This window comes from Shewanella mesophila (assembly GCF_019457515.1).
GTDB classification, from domain to species: Bacteria; Pseudomonadota; Gammaproteobacteria; order Enterobacterales; family Shewanellaceae; genus Shewanella; species Shewanella mesophila.
In genome coordinates this window covers 739817-756768 of record NZ_CP080421.1, presented here as the reverse complement: position 1 = coordinate 756768, position 16952 = coordinate 739817, and the positions used below count along the sequence as shown (strand labels likewise).

General features: G+C 45.7%; 15 protein-coding genes. 12 read left to right on the top strand and 3 right to left on the bottom strand.

The genetic code is table 11. The features are described from left to right. Positions 1-70: 70 nt before the first annotated feature. The 3 genes from K0I73_RS03430 (at position 71) to K0I73_RS03420 (ending at position 3582) form a co-directional block, all read left to right on the top strand. Positions 71-1507 (top strand): OmpA family protein, encoded by a 1437-nt coding sequence (locus K0I73_RS03430; protein WP_220063144.1) that lies wholly within the window; start codon positions 71-73, stop codon positions 1505-1507. A 108-nt stretch (positions 1508-1615) separates the two neighbouring features. Beyond that, positions 1616-2758, top strand: a complete 1143-nt coding sequence (zapE, locus tag K0I73_RS03425; protein WP_220063143.1) for a cell division protein ZapE — start codon at positions 1616-1618, stop codon at positions 2756-2758. Positions 2759-2793: 35 nt separating this feature from the next. Next, entirely contained in the window at positions 2794-3582 is a 789-nt protein-coding gene (locus K0I73_RS03420; RefSeq protein ID WP_220063142.1) for an ABC transporter permease, read from the top strand. A gap of 46 nt (positions 3583-3628) precedes the next feature. On the opposite strand, the gene K0I73_RS03415 is transcribed toward K0I73_RS03420, so the two are convergent. Next, positions 3629-4324: a substrate-binding periplasmic protein gene (locus K0I73_RS03415; RefSeq protein ID WP_258405279.1), complete on the bottom strand. Its 696-nt coding sequence runs from the start codon at positions 4322-4324 to the stop codon at positions 3629-3631. Positions 4325-4466: 142 nt separating this feature from the next. Next, a complete protein-coding gene (glnE, locus tag K0I73_RS03410; RefSeq protein ID WP_220063140.1) occupies positions 4467-7331 on the bottom strand; it encodes a bifunctional [glutamate--ammonia ligase]-adenylyl-L-tyrosine phosphorylase/[glutamate--ammonia-ligase] adenylyltransferase in 2865 nt (954 codons plus the stop codon). Positions 7332-7573: 242 nt separating this feature from the next. Here glnE and K0I73_RS03405 point away from each other — a divergent pair, with 242 nt between their 5' ends. From K0I73_RS03405 to K0I73_RS03370, 8 genes are all read left to right on the top strand, one after another. Then, positions 7574-8530, top strand: a complete 957-nt coding sequence (locus K0I73_RS03405; protein WP_220063139.1) for a hypothetical protein — start codon at positions 7574-7576, stop codon at positions 8528-8530. A gap of 13 nt (positions 8531-8543) precedes the next feature. Next, the gene (locus tag K0I73_RS03400) at positions 8544-9443 is read left to right on the top strand and encodes a DUF350 domain-containing protein (protein ID WP_220063138.1); all 900 of its coding nucleotides are present in this window, start codon (positions 8544-8546) and stop codon (positions 9441-9443) included. A gap of 23 nt (positions 9444-9466) precedes the next feature. Further along, positions 9467-11197, top strand: a complete 1731-nt coding sequence (locus tag K0I73_RS03395) for a polyamine aminopropyltransferase (protein WP_220063137.1) — start codon at positions 9467-9469, stop codon at positions 11195-11197. A gap of 73 nt (positions 11198-11270) precedes the next feature. Further along, entirely contained in the window at positions 11271-11684 is a 414-nt protein-coding gene (locus tag K0I73_RS03390) for a YjfI family protein (protein WP_220063136.1), read from the top strand. 81 nt (positions 11685-11765) lie between these two features. Continuing rightward, a complete protein-coding gene (locus K0I73_RS03385) occupies positions 11766-12452 on the top strand; it encodes a PspA/IM30 family protein (protein ID WP_220063135.1) in 687 nt (228 codons plus the stop codon). A gap of 84 nt (positions 12453-12536) precedes the next feature. After that, a complete protein-coding gene (locus tag K0I73_RS03380; protein WP_220063134.1) occupies positions 12537-13184 on the top strand; it encodes a DUF4178 domain-containing protein in 648 nt (215 codons plus the stop codon). Between the two features lie 79 nt (positions 13185-13263). Beyond that, positions 13264-13596 (top strand): hypothetical protein, encoded by a 333-nt coding sequence (locus K0I73_RS03375; protein ID WP_220063133.1) that lies wholly within the window; start codon positions 13264-13266, stop codon positions 13594-13596. A 66-nt stretch (positions 13597-13662) separates the two neighbouring features. Further along, positions 13663-14451 (top strand): ion transporter, encoded by a 789-nt coding sequence (locus K0I73_RS03370; RefSeq protein WP_220063132.1) that lies wholly within the window; start codon positions 13663-13665, stop codon positions 14449-14451. Positions 14452-14513: 62 nt separating this feature from the next. Here the strand turns inward: K0I73_RS03370 and K0I73_RS03365 are convergent, their stop codons facing one another. After that, complete coding sequence (locus K0I73_RS03365) at positions 14514-15998, bottom strand: CYTH domain-containing protein (RefSeq protein WP_220063131.1); 1485 nt, start codon at positions 15996-15998, stop codon at positions 14514-14516. Positions 15999-16251: 253 nt separating this feature from the next. On the opposite strand from K0I73_RS03365, the gene K0I73_RS03360 reads away from it, so the two are divergent. Then, positions 16252-16932, top strand: coding sequence for a TIGR00153 family protein (locus K0I73_RS03360; RefSeq protein ID WP_220063130.1), 681 nt, complete (start codon positions 16252-16254; stop codon positions 16930-16932). The last annotated feature ends 20 nt before the right edge of the window (positions 16933-16952 follow it).

Here is a 16952-nt window from a genome sequence, read left to right as displayed (position 1 = left end):
TTAGGTCTGGGAAACTAAGCGGCATAGACAATCAATTGCCTTTAGCCCATAAACAGTAAAAGGAAATACAATGATAAAAAAACTGTTATTAGCGCTATGTTGTACTTTAGCCGTCAGCGCTCAAGCAGAGCCAGAGCAACTGCCCTTCGCACCGCTTGCCGATAGTCAGGTTTATCAAAAACAGACTCGTCATTATATTCCGTTCGCCTTTATCTCAGGTATTGATAAGGGGGAATATCAAACTCAAACTTATGCCGGACAGCTAAAACGCATCTATTATGAACTTCCCACCAGCTATGACCCTAGCCATGCCGTTAATAACTATAAAGCGCAAATTATAAAGCTAGGAGGCAACATACTGTTTGAGTGTCAGCGAGATGCTTGTGGTAACAAGAACAAACTATCGAAACAAGTTAATCCGCTTCACAATATTCCTAAAAAATCTCCGGCACTACTCACGGCTAAGCTCCCCCTTAAAAACAAACAAGTTTACCTCTCAGTCTATGCGGCTAATTGGCACAATGGTGCTGGGCTGCAACTGGACATTATCGAGGCAATCGATGAGCCACTGGATCTGCTAACAACCAATCAAACCTATCTCGGTGCGGCGGTAGAACAAGAGTCATTTAAAGACAGAACGAGCAAGGATACACAAGGCGCTAGCGATCATCCCATGATAGCCAGACTACCCGGTGCCTATATCCATGATTACCTACAACAAGGATTTGGCCAAACCTTAGTGTTCGATGGCGTCGATAAAGATCAACACAAAATCAAAACCCTTGAAGGTAAGATCACCGATATAAACTACAAACTTCCTCGTGGTTATTCTGAGTATGAGGTCAATGCCAATTACAAGGCGGCGTTAGAAAAACTCGGTTTTGTGCGCGGATTTCACTGCCAAGGTAATGAATGTGGTCAATCACGAAATATTCATCCACGCATCAAAACATTTGCACATATCGGGCGAGATGAAAATCAGTTTTACTCTCTCTATACCTTAGCTCGCCCAGAGGGTAATGTGCATGCCATGGTCTACATTATAGGTTACGAGAATGCCCTATGGAGCGAGCTTAAGCTCGTTGAAGAAACCAGCCTAGTAGATGATAGATTAGTTATTGATCTAGAAGGACTAACCGACAAGATTGCGCAAACTGGTCACGTCGCACTCGACGGCCTATTGTTTAAGTTTGATAGCGATGAGATGTTACCAGAGGCCGCCGAAGTGATAACGATTGTGGCAAGTTATCTTAAGGCTCACCCGAAGCAAGACTTTTATGTTATCGGTCACACCGATGACCAAGGTAAGCAGAGTTACAACCAAGTGTTATCGGAAAAGCGGGCTAAAGCAGTAGTGCAAGCACTGACTCGTCAGCACGGCATAAACAAGCAACAACTCACCGCCAAGGGGATTGGCGAATATGCCCCCGTTGCAAACAATAGTAACGATGCAGGCAAGCAGCTTAATCGCCGTGTCGAACTGGTACTTCGCTCCGATAATAAGTAATACTGATTGATATAGCTTTAGATGTGCGCCGAACGCCCGTTCGGCGCCCCTATTGCAGTACAAATATGCTAGCATAGTCATACTCTGAGCCAATCACCTTGCAAGTTTATGCCTCTCTCTCCAAGCCAGCACTTCGAATTACTGCAGCGCCAAAACGGCTTTGTTCATGATCCTAGCCAAATCGAAGTGATCGAGCTATTAGATCGCCTCTATAAGCAGCTTTTAGGTAAACAGAATCAACCTAAAGGGCTTTACCTTTGGGGCGATGTTGGCAGAGGGAAAACCATGCTAATGGATACCTTTTACCAAAGCCTGCCTGAAGGTATGGCCGTTCGGCTGCACTTTCATCGTTTTATGGCGAGGATCCACGATGAGATGCGAGATGAAACGGGGCATCGTGATCCCTTGTCACGCATCGCTCAACGTATTGCAAGCCAGTGTTCTATTATCTGCTTCGATGAGTTTTTCGTGTCAGATATTGGTGATGCGATGATTTTAGGTAAACTTTTTGAGGCACTATTTAAGCAAGGGATCACCTTGGTTGCCACCTCAAATACCCCGATAGACAAACTCTATGAAAATGGTCTCGCTCGGGATCGGTTTATGCCTACTATCGCGTTGTTACTTAAGTACACAGACTCTTATCATCTCGACGGTCATGTCGACCACAGACTGCAACAGCTCAACGAACAACAAACCTATTTCCACGACGCCCATGTTGATTTTGAATCGCTATTTCACCGACTTCGAAATAACGTTAAAGTTGAAACCCAGCCCATCACCATATTAGGACGAGATATTCCGGTAATAAAACATTGTGATAATCTTTTATGGGCAAATTTCGATGCGCTATGTGAAGGACCAAGATCTCAACTGGATTACATTCAGTTAGCCAGTCGTTATCGCACCATACTAATCAGCGACATTCCCCCTTTAGGCGGTCGCCCACGCTCGTGGATCAGAGCCCGTGGCACCGAAGATGGCGCTGTCGCCACTCAAGCTGGCGAGCGGCAATTAAATTATGCCGCCAATGATGATCCAGCCAGACGTTTTATCGCCCTGATTGATGAGCTTTATGATCAAGGCGTCGCGCTTTATCTCCATGCTGCACTTCCCCTGACTGAACTTTATACGCCTGGCGCATTAGCATTTGAATTTAAGCGCACCATCAGTCGTCTAATTGAGATGCAATCAAAGGAATATCTCGGTCTCGATTCGGCCGGTAACCGTATCAGCGAAACTCTGAGCTAGTCACCCCATAAGCGAATTCATTAAGAGGGTTTAGTATGCAAGCCACGATTGATATCAGTTGGATTGACTTAAGCTTATTCATGCTACTGACGCTAATACCCTTAACAATCGGCAGGCATTTCCAACTAGCGATCACCAAAGAGGTCGTCATCGCAGTAGTTCGGATGACATTACAACTGCTATTGGTCGGCCTCTATCTGCAATTCTTGTTCAATCTTAATAACAGTTGGCTCAACTTGATTTGGCTCAGTGCGATGATCATGATCGGCGCAAGCGCGGTGTTATCGGGAGCCAAATTGCCACCTAAAACGCTGTTTGCACCTATGATGGTCAGTTTATGTGTCGCGCTGCTGCCAATATTAGCCATTTTACTGTTGTGGCTGCTCAAACCAACGCCACTGTATAGCGCGCAATACCTAATCCCGTTAGCTGGAATGCTTCTTGGCAATAGCCTCAATGGCAATATTGTAGCACTGCAACGCTTATTCACTTCACTAGAAGATAATCGAAGTGAATATGAAGCCGCTTTAGCCTTAGGCGCGAGGCCAAAGCAAGCATCACAGCCCTTTGTACAATCGGCCATGAAACAATCTTTTGCGCCGATATTAGCATCTATGACAACCACGGGATTAGTGACTCTGCCAGGAATGATGACAGGTCAAATTCTCGGCGGTAGCGACCCTATGGTGGCCATTAAATATCAACTGATAATCTTATTGGCTATCTTTGTGGTCCTGAGCGTGTGCGTCACCATTACCCTACAACTCTCTGTACGGACAGCACTAAACCCAAGTGGAAAACTGCTTATACATAGGAATAATTAGAGACTGAGTTCGTTAGTACATAAGGGGCTTTAAAACATGAATAGAGCTAACGGTACTTGTTTACGATGTTTTCATATTCGGTACAGCCATTCGCTTGCACATTGGTTTTAACCTTATCTATGCCTTGTTGCAGTTGTTGGCGTAATAACGGATCGCTATCGCGACTAAAAGCATAATAGAGCTGACTCTCTTTTAGTACATACACTACTTCAAACTTATCCGTGTTCAACCCTCCATTTTTGAGCAGCCACCGACCGACGACCTCATCATATGCCCACAGATCGATACGGTTGCGTTCAAGCATTTGCGCCAAAGAAGTCGCATCATGTGCTCGACGTATCTTACTTTTACTTATCCCAATGGCGAGCAATGACTGCTCGCCAATATCATCTCTGATCGCGCCAATGTTATATTGTTCCAGATCGCTCTGTTTGGTAATTTTTAGCTGTCTATCTTTCGCCGCAAACAGCACGATTTTTGTGGCGGCTATTGGGCCAACCCATTCAAACACTGGCTCACGATAGGCCGTCCGTGTAGTAGAAAATAGTACCGTATCTTTACCCACTCGGGTCAGTTTATAACCTCGAGCCCAAGGTACAAGTTGGATCTGGGTGCGATCGAATTCAGGTGCAGATTTAGTAATCGCAGCATCGAGCAGGTCGACAGAGATCCCCGTAAATTGATTATTTTCTCGGTAGTTATAAGGTGGATAGGATTCGGTAAAATAAGTGAGTTGGGACAAGTTGTTAGCTAACGCAACAGTCCCAAAGCTGGAGTATAAACAAACCAAATAGAGGAACAAGAGTCTCAATATTGTCACATGAATATACCGCTAAACACAGATTAATTTGAGTGTAGCAGACTGAGACTAAATCAACCTGTTGCTAACTGCCCAAGATCTGCTCATAAATATCCAACACTCTCAGGGTATGCAACTCCACCATTTCTATCGGAAGTATGCCGATTTGTTGTTGTAGGGTAAGATGATGGTTCTCATCACGAAGATAACAATAAGCCTGCGTCAAATGCTGTGCACTCAGATGAGGTAAGAGTTCAAGCTCAGATAGCACCTCGAAAATACGGACATTGTCGGACCAGATAGCCAACTCTGGATGCGCGTGAGTATTAGCGAGCACCAAATATTGCGCAATGAATTCGATATCGGCAATGCCTCCAGCACTCTGTTTTAAATCGAAATAACCTTCATCGACTTTCAGTAAATGCGCTCGCATCTTCTGACGCATCTCTCGTACCTCTTTTGCCAGCTGTACTGTATCTCTTTTAGTCGCTAATACTTCAGCCCTTAGCTGACTAAATCGGGCCGCCAGCGCATTGTCGCCAAATAGGAATCGCGCTCGCACCAATGCTTGATGCTCCCATGTCCACGCCTCCTCTTTTTGATAAGTTCCAAAATATTCAATTTCACTGACTAATAAGCCAGAGGCACCCGATGGACGTAAACGCATGTCGACTTCATAGAGTTCACCCGAGGTGGTGCGAGTCGAAAATAGATGCAACACACGTTGGGCTAACTTGAGATAAAAGTGACCAATATCTATCGGTCTATCCCCATTGGTTTCTATGCTATTTGGGTATTTTTCGCGGTTATAATCGTGCAAAAAAACCAAATCAAGATCTGAGCCATAACCTAGTTCAATACCTCCAGCTTTACCGTAACCGATGACGGCAAAACCCATGTCGCCGGCGTCGAGATAACTTGGTACGCCATGACGCGCGCTGACTTGTTGCCATGCTTGTGCCACCACCTGTTCAATAATGGCTTCCGCTAAGAAAGTTAAATGATCGCTCACCTGCATCACAGGCAAGACGCCTGTGACATCGGCGGCGGCAATTTTTAACTGTTGAGATAACTTAAACTGGCGCAGCGCCTCCATCTGCTGCTCCATATCCTCTTCGGGGACGCGCAGTAGATATTGGCGTAGTTCACTCGGGTAGTCATCGAGAGAGGTCGTATCATAAAGCTGGGCGGGATCGATAAGTTCATCGAGCAACATGGGAAACTTCGCCAGCTGCTCACCAATCCATGGGCTGGCAAGGCACAAGCTCACCAGTTGTTGCCGCGCGCCAGGGTTTTCAAACAGGAGTTCTAAATAGGTGGTACGAGTCAGAATTTGATCTAACACCTTAGATACCGGTGCAAATGCCTTAGAAGGATGAGGCAGATGGGTAAATTCCTGCAATAGCAGCGGCATCAATTTATCTAAGGTATCGCGCCCCCGCGGCCCAATCGTTCGTTTGGCTACCGTGTCCCGCCAATTTTTGAGTGCAGGCCACAGATCTTGATCTTCGATACTTTGCTCTGCCATCAGGCTGACAGCATCTTCATCATCTTGCAAATTCCACAATTGCTGGGTCCACAGATCACTGATCTCATCATTATCATGACCCCCCACGGTTTCTCTAAAATAGCGATGTATTTTACTCATCGCATCTTCAATATGAGTGCGTAACTCGGCCTCCCCCGCCATTCCCATAGCAAAACAGAGTCGTTGCCAATCTAACTGATGATGGGGCAAGGTTTGGGTCTGATTATCACCAATGGCTTGCAGCAGGTTTTCGACACGCCGAAGGAGGAGATAACTGTGCTTAAGCTCATCGACTGCGAGGTATTCCAACTGGCCAAGACTGTAGAGAGTATCAATCGCCGCAAATAGGCTCTGCTGCCTCAGCGCGGGCTCTCTTCCCCCTCGAATCAGCTGAAAACTTTGCACCACAAATTCAACCTCACGGATCCCGCCCGCCCCCAGCTTAATGTTATCGGTTAGCTGACGACGTCTTACTTCCTGAGTAATAAGTTGCTTCATCTTACGCAGGGATTCGATAGCCGAAAAATCGATATAACGTCGGTAAACAAACGGGCGCAGCATATCGTGTAACTCATCGGAGAACGCATTCCAAGGCCCTAATGCTCGAGCCTTAACCATGGCATAACGCTCCCAATCTCGTCCCTGCTCTTGGTAATAATCTTCAAGACCGCTAAAACTCACCACTAATGGGCCACTTTCGCCATAGGGCCGCAGGCGCATATCGACGCGGTAGACAAACCCATCGACCGTAACTTGATGCAATAGATTAACCAAACGCTGCCCCATGCGAATAAAGAACTGCTGGTTATCTTGAGAGCGGCGACCACCGACCGTTTCACCATGCTCAGGAAACGTAAAAATGAGATCGATATCGGAGGAGAAGTTAAGCTCGCGCCCCCCCAGCTTTCCCATGCCAAGAATCATTAACGGTTGTGGATTACCGTCGCTATCACAAGGGGTACCATATTGCTGGCACATCTGGCCGTAGAGCCAATCACGCCCAGCGATGATGAGGGCTTCGGCTAATGCCGAGAGATCTAATAATGATTCATTGAGATCGCTATATCCGAGAAAATCACGCCAAGCCAAACGCACCATCTGCCGATTTCGATAGCGACGTAATATCGCTTTCGCCTGATCTTCATCACTTGCGCCACCGAGCAGAGATCCCAGCTCAGATGAAAATGTGGACCGTTCCAACAGTTGAAGTTGGCCTTCAAAAAATGACATGATCCAGTTGGGATGGCGACATAATTGCTCCGCAACGAATTCGCTAAGCCCCATGATCTTCCGCAACTCTATCTCTTGCGTTGTCGTCAGTTGTTCGGGCATATCAGGCCACACATCAATAAGACGCTGCCAGTGCTGCTCAGCAGCTTGATTGACTACTTGGGGTAACACTTGATCTCGAATATTTTCCATAGCCCAAACAATCCCTAACATTTAAACGGTCGACATAATATGTCTTGAATGATATAGATATGTGTCAATTGAAACTAAGCGGTGATCATCTCGGCACTGGGCCGTGATCAAACAGCGATAGATAATTAATTGATCACGCTTAAGGGTTACTATAATCCATCTAATCGCGATATTATGCAAAGAAGTGATTAACTGATCATCCATTATCAGTCTCAATCTAAACTAAATTTTATGGAGAACACATGGCAGTGATGCTAATGCGAGTTGTCACCCTGATATTACTCATATCCTTAACGGGTTGTGGTGATGATAGGCCTGAAAAAATCGCAAAATTTCAGCAATTATCTCAGGAACGTATCAACACCTTAGGTCAGATGTTGGACAATGGCGAGATCCGCAACGCCAACCTCCTCAAGCAATACACCAATATACTCGAAGGTCAAAAAACCGATCTGGTTCCCCTGCTCAATGAGTTAGCCAAAGATGGCACCAGCAAGGGACCCATGTATACCTCGCTAAAGCGCCGTTTGAGCGAACTTGGCAATGGCAATAATTTCGTCGATCTCGATCAACAACTCGACGAGGCAAATAATCTCTACCAAGCTGCCGACCCAAGCCTGTTTAACGACATGCTCTCCGATCCCGTTAACGTTGTCGCCGATATGTCTGATGGGGCCTTGGCGCGGGTCAACTCTATTAGCCGAGAGGCCGCCGTACTCGCCAATGGCGCCGAAGATTTTGGTGCTGGTAGCCAATTGGTCGGTAATCCCGCCTATGGTGGCTGGCAAACTGGATCCAATGGCATGTCATTTTGGGCGTGGTATGGCATGTATTCGATGTTTTCGAACGTCATACGGGGCCCAATCTATTACGACCGTTGGTCTAGCCGCCGTAACTATAGTTACTACAACGACGTCGGTCGCTATCGTTATACCTCACCAAAACAGGCGAGTGCACAGAATCAAACATTTGAGCGCACCAAGAAGCAGTTTGCTAATCAAGGTAAGCGTTTTGACAGCCCTTATGCTAAATCACGGACGGGCTCTACTAGCCTTTCTCGTCAAAGTAGCAGTGTGCCGAAGGCCAATACTGTAGGCAAGGCTACGGGTGGCAGTAAGTTCCGTTCAAACTATTCAAAGAATAGTAATTTTAGAAATTCAGGAAGTCGCACGACTCGCGGTGTCCGTCGAGGCAAATAAACAGGAAATCGAGATGACAATTTTTCAAAACTTCGGCATCACACAAGAGCTAGCAATCATACTCTGTATCGATCTTGCAATTGCGATAGTGCTATTAACAGCAATGCGTTACCTGCAAGGTTGGAGCGTCAAAGTTAATAGTACTCACGAACTCGCTGAGCGAGATAATTTCGCCTTTGGGATAAGTACTGCTGGGGCTGTGGCAGGCTTAGGTATTGTGCTAACAGGTGCAATAACGGGTGAAGCGGCTCAATCTTATTTAACCGAGGCGATAGGCATGAGTGCCTATGGTATTTTTGGACTAGTCTTAATTAAGTTTGGCCGCCGACTACATGACAAAGTAGCCCTTAATGAGATAGATAAAAACGCGCTTATCCTAAAAGGTAACGTCTCTGTCGCGATAGTCGATGCAACCGCTGCAATTGCCACGGCGATAATCATTCGCGCGGTACTCATCTGGGTTGAAGACCTCACCATAGATACCTTTATCGCTATCTTTAGCGCCTTTGCTATCTCTCAGTTGATGTTGGTACTGCTGACGAGAATGCGTGAAAAGGGCTACGCTAAACGTAACCAGAATGCTTCGATGCAACAAGCACTTGCCGAAGGTCATACCGCAGTCGCAATCCGCCATAGCGGTTATATGCTGGCGATGGCATTAAGCTTTAACGCGGCGAGCCATTTCATCATTTTTGCGCCAGAGGCTTATCTAGGCAATATTATGGGTTGGTTGTTATTCTCGGTGATCATGTTAGTGGCACTATCATTACTTCAAGCGTTAGTGAAAAAGTTAGTACTTGCCAACATTAATTTAGCGGCCGAAGTAGAACAGCAACACAATATTGGTATTGCGACGGTAGAACTCGCCATTAGCGTGGCAATTGCACTTATTCTCACCAGTCTAATGATCTAACAGCTCGCGCTTTAAAGGATTTAATGCAATCAACTCATTCTCCAGCGCCAACCTCTGTTGGCGCTAAAAAACTAACCTGGTTCGATGATCTCCTCCTGCTTGGCATTATGGCCGTATTAGCTGCCTGTGGTCTGATATACGAATACCTACTCTCCCATTACGCTGGTCGTGTACTTGGCGCATTAGAAGCCGCTATCTACACCATGATAGGCCTGATGATTGTGTCCATGGGGATTGGCGCATTTGCTGCCCGTAAAATCCGCTGTGCCTTTACAGGATTTGCCATATTAGAACTCAGCGTAGCCCTGTGTGGCGCCTTGGCGATTCTGATCACCGCCGCCGTGATTGGTTTTGGCCAACAACTGCCGATGATTATCGCCAGCACCATAGGGCTGCCACCCGACCAACTGCCTCAGGGTGGCTTTATTGGCACACTTCAAAAACTGAGTGAGTACTTACCCTATTTCTGGGGGATATTGTTGGGCTTAATGATAGGGATGGAAATTCCGCTCATCGCCAGGGTGAGACAATCCCTGTGTGAAGAGCATCTGTTACATAACGCAGGGACTATTTATGGCGCCGACTATATAGGTGCCGGGATTGGGGCAGCGATCTGGGTGACACTCATGCTTGCCATCGATATTCAGCTGGCGGCAGCACTGACGGCAAGTTTTAATCTATTGGCAGGCTTTATTTTTATTTGGCGCTTTTGGCATAAAATTCGTCATGTAAAAATATTACTAACAGGGCATCTCATTGCCAGTGTGGTTCTGCTGATTTTAGCGACACACGGGCCACAATGGGAACAGCAATTCAATAATCTGCTCTACAAAGACAAAGTAATTTTCGCCAAATCAACCCGTTTTCAGCAACTCACCTTTACCGAGCGTGTACGGGGTAATAATCTAGCACCGGTTTATTCACTCTATATCAATGGCCGTTTACAGTTTGCCAGTCAAGATGAGCACATCTATCACTCGTTTTTGGTCCACCCGACACTCGAAGCGAGTGCAAGACACAACAATATTTTGATCATAGGTGGCGGAGACGGCCTAGGGCTAAGGCAAGTGCTTAAGTGGCAGCCAGAGCATGTAACCCTGATGGATCTCGATGCGGATCTAGTTAAACTATTTAAGTCTGGCGATCAACAGATGCCAACCAGACTTTCCCATGCACTAGCCCAACTCAACGATAATGCTCTTAACGATAAACGGCTAGAGTTGATCTTCGATGATGCCTTTAATGGTGCGGACAAACTGATAAAGCGTGGCGACAAGTTTGATGCCATTATTGTGGATCTTCCCGATCCCAGTCATCCCGATCTCAACAAACTCTATTCAGACATGTTCTACCGTAAGCTCAAGGAACTCTTGAGTGCGGACGGCGCGCTAACGGTCCAGTCAACCTCCCCTTACCATGCTCCTAAAGCCTTTATTTCTGTAGGTAAAACCCTCGCGAGTGCCGGCTTTAATGTACAGCAATACCATCACAACGTGCCGAGTTTTGGTGAGTGGGGCTGGAGTATTGCAACTATTTCAGGCAAAGATGCCAAGCAACGTCTACAAACATTAACTAGGCTGTCGATTAACGAAAATTGGCTGACACCAGGGCTGATTAAGGGTAGCTTCGAATTTCCTGGCAATTATTACGATCAAGCTGATGAGGTAAAGATCAACACAATAGGCTCAACGCAACTGTATCGTTACCATCAGCAGGCTTGGTCTGAAAGTGAAAACCTGACGCATTTTGAATAGCAAAATAGCACTTGACATATTATGTCGCAGTGCTATCTTTAACCGCAGACATAATATGTCATAGAGGACAAATATGAACATTCACAATATTGCAAACCACCTCAACGCTCTTGGTGACAACAGCCAGACAGGCTTTCAGTTTGATTGCTATCCCATTGACGGTGATGTTGAAGTATTGCAGGTCAATATTATAGGACGTGAAGAGATCCCACTGTTTGTATCGGTAACGGAAAACCAAGTGCTGTGTATTAGTTACCTTTGGGGCGAAGATGAAGTTAACCAAGAACGTCGCAGTGAGATGTTCGAAACCATGTTAGAGCTAAACATTCCAATGCCACTGTCATCTTTTGCAAAGATTGACGACAAATATGTGGTTTATGGCGCTCTGTCAGTGCAATCGAGCATGCTTGAAATTGAGCAAGAGTTATCTGTGTTATCCGATAACTGTCTAGAAGTTATCGATGAACTCGCTGATTTCTTAAACTAACTATTAACCAAATTAAATCATGTGATGGTGACCTAAGCACCAGTGCTTTAGCTAGCCGTTACACTGTAAAGGAGTCTCATTATGGGCATTCTAAATAAGATTTTAACCGCGTTTCGCGGTGGTGCAACCGAGGTTGGTCAAAGTATCGTCGATGCCAACTCTACTCGTATTTTCGAACAAGAGATCCGTGATGCAGAGAAACATCTCACCAAAGCCAAACGCGAACTTACCGACGTGATGGCGAAAGAGATGCAGGCTAGCCGAGAAGTCGACCGCCTAAAGCGTTCTATCTCTGAGCATGAAGGTTATGCTACACAAGCACTTGAAAAAGAGAATGAAGTCTTGGCATTAGAAGTGGCAGAAAAGATTGCCATGCTAGATCAGGAACTCGCAGAGCAGCAGACTGCAAATGATAGCTTCAGCGCTCATGCTACTCGTCTTAAAGAACTCGTGCGTAAAACAGAGCGCCAACTAGCGGATTACCAACGTCAACTTTCTATGGTTAAAACCACCGAGAGCGTACAAAAGGCAACCGCAACGATCACAGACTCATTTGCCAGCAGCAACTCAAAACTGCTCAATGCTAAAGACTCTCTAGAGCGCATCAAGGCTCGTCAGCAGCAGTTTGATGACCGCCTCAAAGCCTCTGAGACACTAGCTGAAGAGAACAGTGATAAATCGCTGCACGCAAAATTAGCAGAAGCTGGGATAGGCGAGCAGAAATCTAATGCTAATGCTGTGTTAGAGCGCCTTAAAGCTCGTAAGTAAACGAGTTAGCCTATTTAAAAAAGCACCTCTAGGCCTAGCCTACAGGTGCTTTTTAGCCATCACCTTCAGCGTTAGGAGTATTTCATGGGATTCTTGAAAGGGCTTTTTGGTAAAAAAGCACCACCGCCACGACAACTAAATCACCCCAATCACCTGCAAGTAGGTGACATGATATCGATGGACGATAGCTTTGCCCTACCCGTGCAGCTACGTGGCCAACAGCTGCGAGTCGAAGCCGTTAATACCTATGAGTTTGAGCGCAAACAAATCACTGAGTGGGTATTAAAAGGCCATGGCAATGACACCCTGTTTTTATCACTCGATGAGGACGATGAAACTTATCTGGGCTTTTCTCTGAAGATCAATCGAGCACAGGTAGAGCAGCTATTCGATCTCGACGCCTTTAGTGATATCTTTGAAGAAGATGTTCAGGCTCATCTCACGGTGCAAACGCCGGTTGTCGAGCAACTTGAACCTTGGTTAGCAGCACAATACCATCAAATAAATTTTGCCCAGTTCGGTTATTTTCACCGTCAAGACTACCGAGGCCAACGTCCACCACAAGATGAAAGCGGTGCAACTGGCGATCAGTTTGAAAGCTATCAACTACTCGATGATGAAGAGCGCTTTGCCGTTGAAGTCGAAGTCTATGAGGGTGGCGAAACCGATGTAATGCTGACACTATATCGCCCCTTAAGTGATATCCGCGAATACTGGCCAGGTAAGGCATAACAACAGACGGGGCATAATGTTAAACAGGGGACATTATGCGTATGAATAATCGATAGGCGATATGACCTAAGGTGAGTTAATGACTAAAAGCAAAAATCCACTTCCAGAGCAATGGCTGCAAAATCAAAAGGCCGCTAAAGCAACTCAAGTCGCCTTCGATCTTGATGAAAAATTTCAATATTCTATCCGTAAAGCAGCACTCGATTCAGGCGTCTCTCCGTCGGATCAAATACGTGCCATCCTTGGGCTATCGGTCACTAAACGCCCCAAACGGCCCCGTCTCACCGTCTCATTAAGCCTAGATGACTATGAAAAACTGGCCGAGAAATACCAACTCGATGCGAGTGAACAACTGGAAATAAAGCGCAGAGTACTCGATGACTTGGTTCATTTTGTGGATGGAAAAGAATAAACTGATTAATCGAAACCACTGACAAAGAGTCAAAACTCGATTTGGCCAAAGCTAAGGGATTATTTTATGGCAGAAAAGAAGCGTTGGTTGCTTCCAATCAATCAGGCGCCAACGCCATTTCAATTGGCGATGATGGTGTTATCACTGATCTCCGTGATCATAGTGCTGATGCTAACCTTCGCCAAACTAGACAGTGAAACCCGTCGAGTACTCCTGTTTGTCGATACCAGCATCTGTACCATTTTCATCAGCTATTTCTTGATCAACTTATTCCGCGCCGACAGTAAACTCGAATACATCAAGCATAACTGGATCGACCTTATTGCCAGTATTCCCGCCGTCGAACCGCTCAGAATGGCGCGTCTGTTCCAGATATTACGCGTCATTAGATTAATAAGAATGACCCGCTCAATTTTGGTTCCTATGATGAAGCAGCGGCGTCAAGCGACATTAGCCAGCCTATTAGTCGCTATGGTCACCATATTAACCTTTGCCTCTGTGTTAATTCTAATTGTCGAAAGTGGCGAGCCGGGCGCTAACATCCACACCGCAGAGAATGCAATCTGGTGGGCGCTGGTGACTATTTCAACGGTTGGTTACGGCGACTACTACCCAGTCACTACCGTCGGACACTTTATTGGCGGGATCGTGATTGTCTGTGGCGTCAGTTTCTTTGGGGTCATTTCGGGCTATATGGCATCGATCTTTATTGCTCCCGATGAAAACGAAAAAATAGAAGTCCAAAATCAGGAGATACGCAGCGAAATCGAACTCGCATTGGCGAGAATGGAACTAAACCAACAAGCTCTTCTGCAACAAATTGCCGAATTAAAACAACAAGTAAATGAGAAATAAAGCCAATAAAACAGAAAAGCCCTGAGAAGTGCACTTAGTCAGGGCTTTAATGGGAACCTCGTCTACCAATAAGGCTGAGCTTTGAGAGCCGAACGTCTCGAGTGTTCCATCGCAAATAACAAACTATGCTCCTTATTTTCTAGCCAATCTTGAAGATCGATATTGAGCTTGTTACTTAGCTGATTCAAACTTCTATATGCGGCTAAGGTTCTAATCCCCAGCACTAAATCACGCCACGGCGCTCGAAACTGATCTCTAGCCTTGCCATCATAAAGCTCACCGTAAGCGACTCCCACAAAGATGCTTTCATCGAGTGCCCTCGCAAATGACTGATAATCTTCACTGTTAAGGTTGGCCTGTGAGGGCATCATTTGCGTAATACGTTGCCAAGATGCTTCCTGCATCTTATTTGCAAAATGTTGCAGCCCCATGCCAACATCGAGATTAATTTTACCCGCCTTAACCTCGAACAAGAGATTCACCAGTTTGAGTTGCAGATGGCCATAACAAATATCAGCGAGCATGGCATCTATCGCACTAGGCATATTTAATCCCACTAAGCCTTGATTCGCGGCAATAGCTATCTGCTGTGCTTGGGGTAAACTAGCAAGTAAAGCAGCATCATTATCAAGGAGCTCGGTTAAGCTCAGCCCAGACTCGACATATTCAAGATGGCGCTCAATACAATCAAACTCTTGGTTTAGCTCTGCATCCAACAGATCAAACTGGGACAATGAACAGCGGATCAGACGTGCGCATGCTCGAAGTCGATAGCTCAGTAGTGGCAATTGCTCAAGACAATCTGTAGCGTCTAGAAGCATAGATTCGAGTAACTGCCAACGTTCGATCCCGGTACTTAGCAAGGTGATAAATGCTTGTTTTAGACTATTAACCTCACCTAATTTAATAAACTCCAATGCCTCTAATTGCAACGGACTCGCCATCGCGGCAAGACGATAACCTCGCTCGGCCTTGCTAGCTCGTCCGAGTCTAGTGGGGATCTGTTTAGCGACGCCTTCAGCAAGAGTTAATAACGCCTGAGTGTCCCCCGCGAGTAGTTCAAATTCGAGCTCACAAATCGGTTCGATCATCCCATTTGCAGAGACTGTGCCGATATCGAGTGCCACTTCGACTAAGCTATCTTGCAGGTAAATATGCCATTTCATCCGAGTAAAATCGGTCTCAAACAGCGACTGTAATTGCTGCTCAACCTGCTCAATATTTGCGCCGCTTGGCCAAATTTGTTCAGGGAAAAGCGATAAATTGACCTTTGCTTGATCAATATCAATATTATATTCGGGCCGGGAATGAACTCCGCCGACTACAGTCCCCGCCGTCTTTATTGTTTGCTCAAAACAAGCGTCACAGCCTCGAATTCGCAATCCCATGTCCCAGTGACGTAGTTGCAAGTCGGGGGTATCGAAGTAACTATTACTAAGATGTTTTGATCCTTTTGGCTCACTATGAGGTAGACTATCTAACAGTGATACCAAGGCTTCTCGTGCTTTTTCGGGGAAAAATAATTTAAGTTCTATTTCGGCTTCCATTCGCCAATTGCTCACTTTTTGATTAACCAATCAGAATGTGTCATGAAAGTTTAATTATAATTTAATCAAACAGTCATAGTGTAATATTGCTGTAATAAACACCCTTTAGGATTACGCTTTGAAGTTTATATATAACTCGTTAGAATAAAAACTGTGAGTTTTTATATAAAAACACAGTTTCAATACGCGGACGCTTGGGTTAACATGCGCCCGCATTTTCCAACAGTGGAATAACCTAAATAGGTACACGGCAATGCCAGTAAACTCTATTTTGGGCGTGTTTGCAAAATCGCCAATAAAACCGTTACAAGAACACATAGATAAAGTGCACGATTGTGCGTCGATTCTAGTGCCATTTTTTGAAGCTACTGTCGCAGGAGACTGGGACAAAGCTGTTCAACTTCGCAAGCAAATCAGCCAAGCGGAAAGAGAAGCAGATGAACTCAAAAGAGAGATCCGTCTGACTCTGCCTGGTGGCTTATTTATGCCAGTTGAAAGAACTGACTTACTGGAGCTACTTACCCAGCAAGATAAGATCGCTAATAAAGCGAAAGACATTTCAGGCCGAATCATTGGCCGTCAACTACTTGTCCCTGAAGCAATACAAGAGCCTTTTTCTGCATATCTACAGCGTTGTTTAGACGCGGTTGCGCAGGCAAAGCAAGCCATTAACGAACTCGATGACCTACTTGAAACTGGTTTTCGCGGACGTGAGGTTGATCTTGTCGCTAAAATGATCGGTGAACTCGACCAGATCGAGGAAGATACCGATGATCTACAAATCAAGATCCGTCGTCAGTTATTTAGCATTGAAAATGAGCTAAATCCTATCGATGTGATGTTCCTCTATAAGATAATTGAGTGGGTTGGAGACTTAGCAGATCTTGCTGAGCGCGTCGGTTCCCGCCTAGAGCTAATGTTAGCTCGCGTCTAAAACACAAGTTATCAAGGTAT

What these genes read in the sequence shown, in the direction of transcription:
- K0I73_RS03430 (WP_220063144.1), top strand. Translation starts at nt 71, where the DNA reads ATGATAAAAAAACTGTTATTAGCGCTATGTTGTACTTTAGCCGTCAGC.
- zapE (WP_220063143.1), top strand. Translation starts at nt 1,616, where the DNA reads ATGCCTCTCTCTCCAAGCCAGCACTTCGAATTACTGCAGCGCCAAAAC.
- K0I73_RS03420 (WP_220063142.1), top strand. Translation starts at nt 2,794, where the DNA reads ATGCAAGCCACGATTGATATCAGTTGGATTGACTTAAGCTTATTCATG.
- glnE (WP_220063140.1), bottom strand. Translation starts at nt 7,331, where the DNA reads ATGGAAAATATTCGAGATCAAGTGTTACCCCAAGTAGTCAATCAAGCT.
- K0I73_RS03405 (WP_220063139.1), top strand. Translation starts at nt 7,574, where the DNA reads ATGGCAGTGATGCTAATGCGAGTTGTCACCCTGATATTACTCATATCC.
- K0I73_RS03400 (WP_220063138.1), top strand. Translation starts at nt 8,544, where the DNA reads ATGACAATTTTTCAAAACTTCGGCATCACACAAGAGCTAGCAATCATA.
- K0I73_RS03395 (WP_220063137.1), top strand. Translation starts at nt 9,467, where the DNA reads ATGCAATCAACTCATTCTCCAGCGCCAACCTCTGTTGGCGCTAAAAAA.
- K0I73_RS03390 (WP_220063136.1), top strand. Translation starts at nt 11,271, where the DNA reads ATGAACATTCACAATATTGCAAACCACCTCAACGCTCTTGGTGACAAC.
- K0I73_RS03385 (WP_220063135.1), top strand. Translation starts at nt 11,766, where the DNA reads ATGGGCATTCTAAATAAGATTTTAACCGCGTTTCGCGGTGGTGCAACC.
- K0I73_RS03380 (WP_220063134.1), top strand. Translation starts at nt 12,537, where the DNA reads ATGGGATTCTTGAAAGGGCTTTTTGGTAAAAAAGCACCACCGCCACGA.
- K0I73_RS03375 (WP_220063133.1), top strand. Translation starts at nt 13,264, where the DNA reads ATGACTAAAAGCAAAAATCCACTTCCAGAGCAATGGCTGCAAAATCAA.
- K0I73_RS03370 (WP_220063132.1), top strand. Translation starts at nt 13,663, where the DNA reads ATGGCAGAAAAGAAGCGTTGGTTGCTTCCAATCAATCAGGCGCCAACG.
- K0I73_RS03365 (WP_220063131.1), bottom strand. Translation starts at nt 15,998, where the DNA reads ATGGAAGCCGAAATAGAACTTAAATTATTTTTCCCCGAAAAAGCACGA.
- K0I73_RS03360 (WP_220063130.1), top strand. Translation starts at nt 16,252, where the DNA reads ATGCCAGTAAACTCTATTTTGGGCGTGTTTGCAAAATCGCCAATAAAA.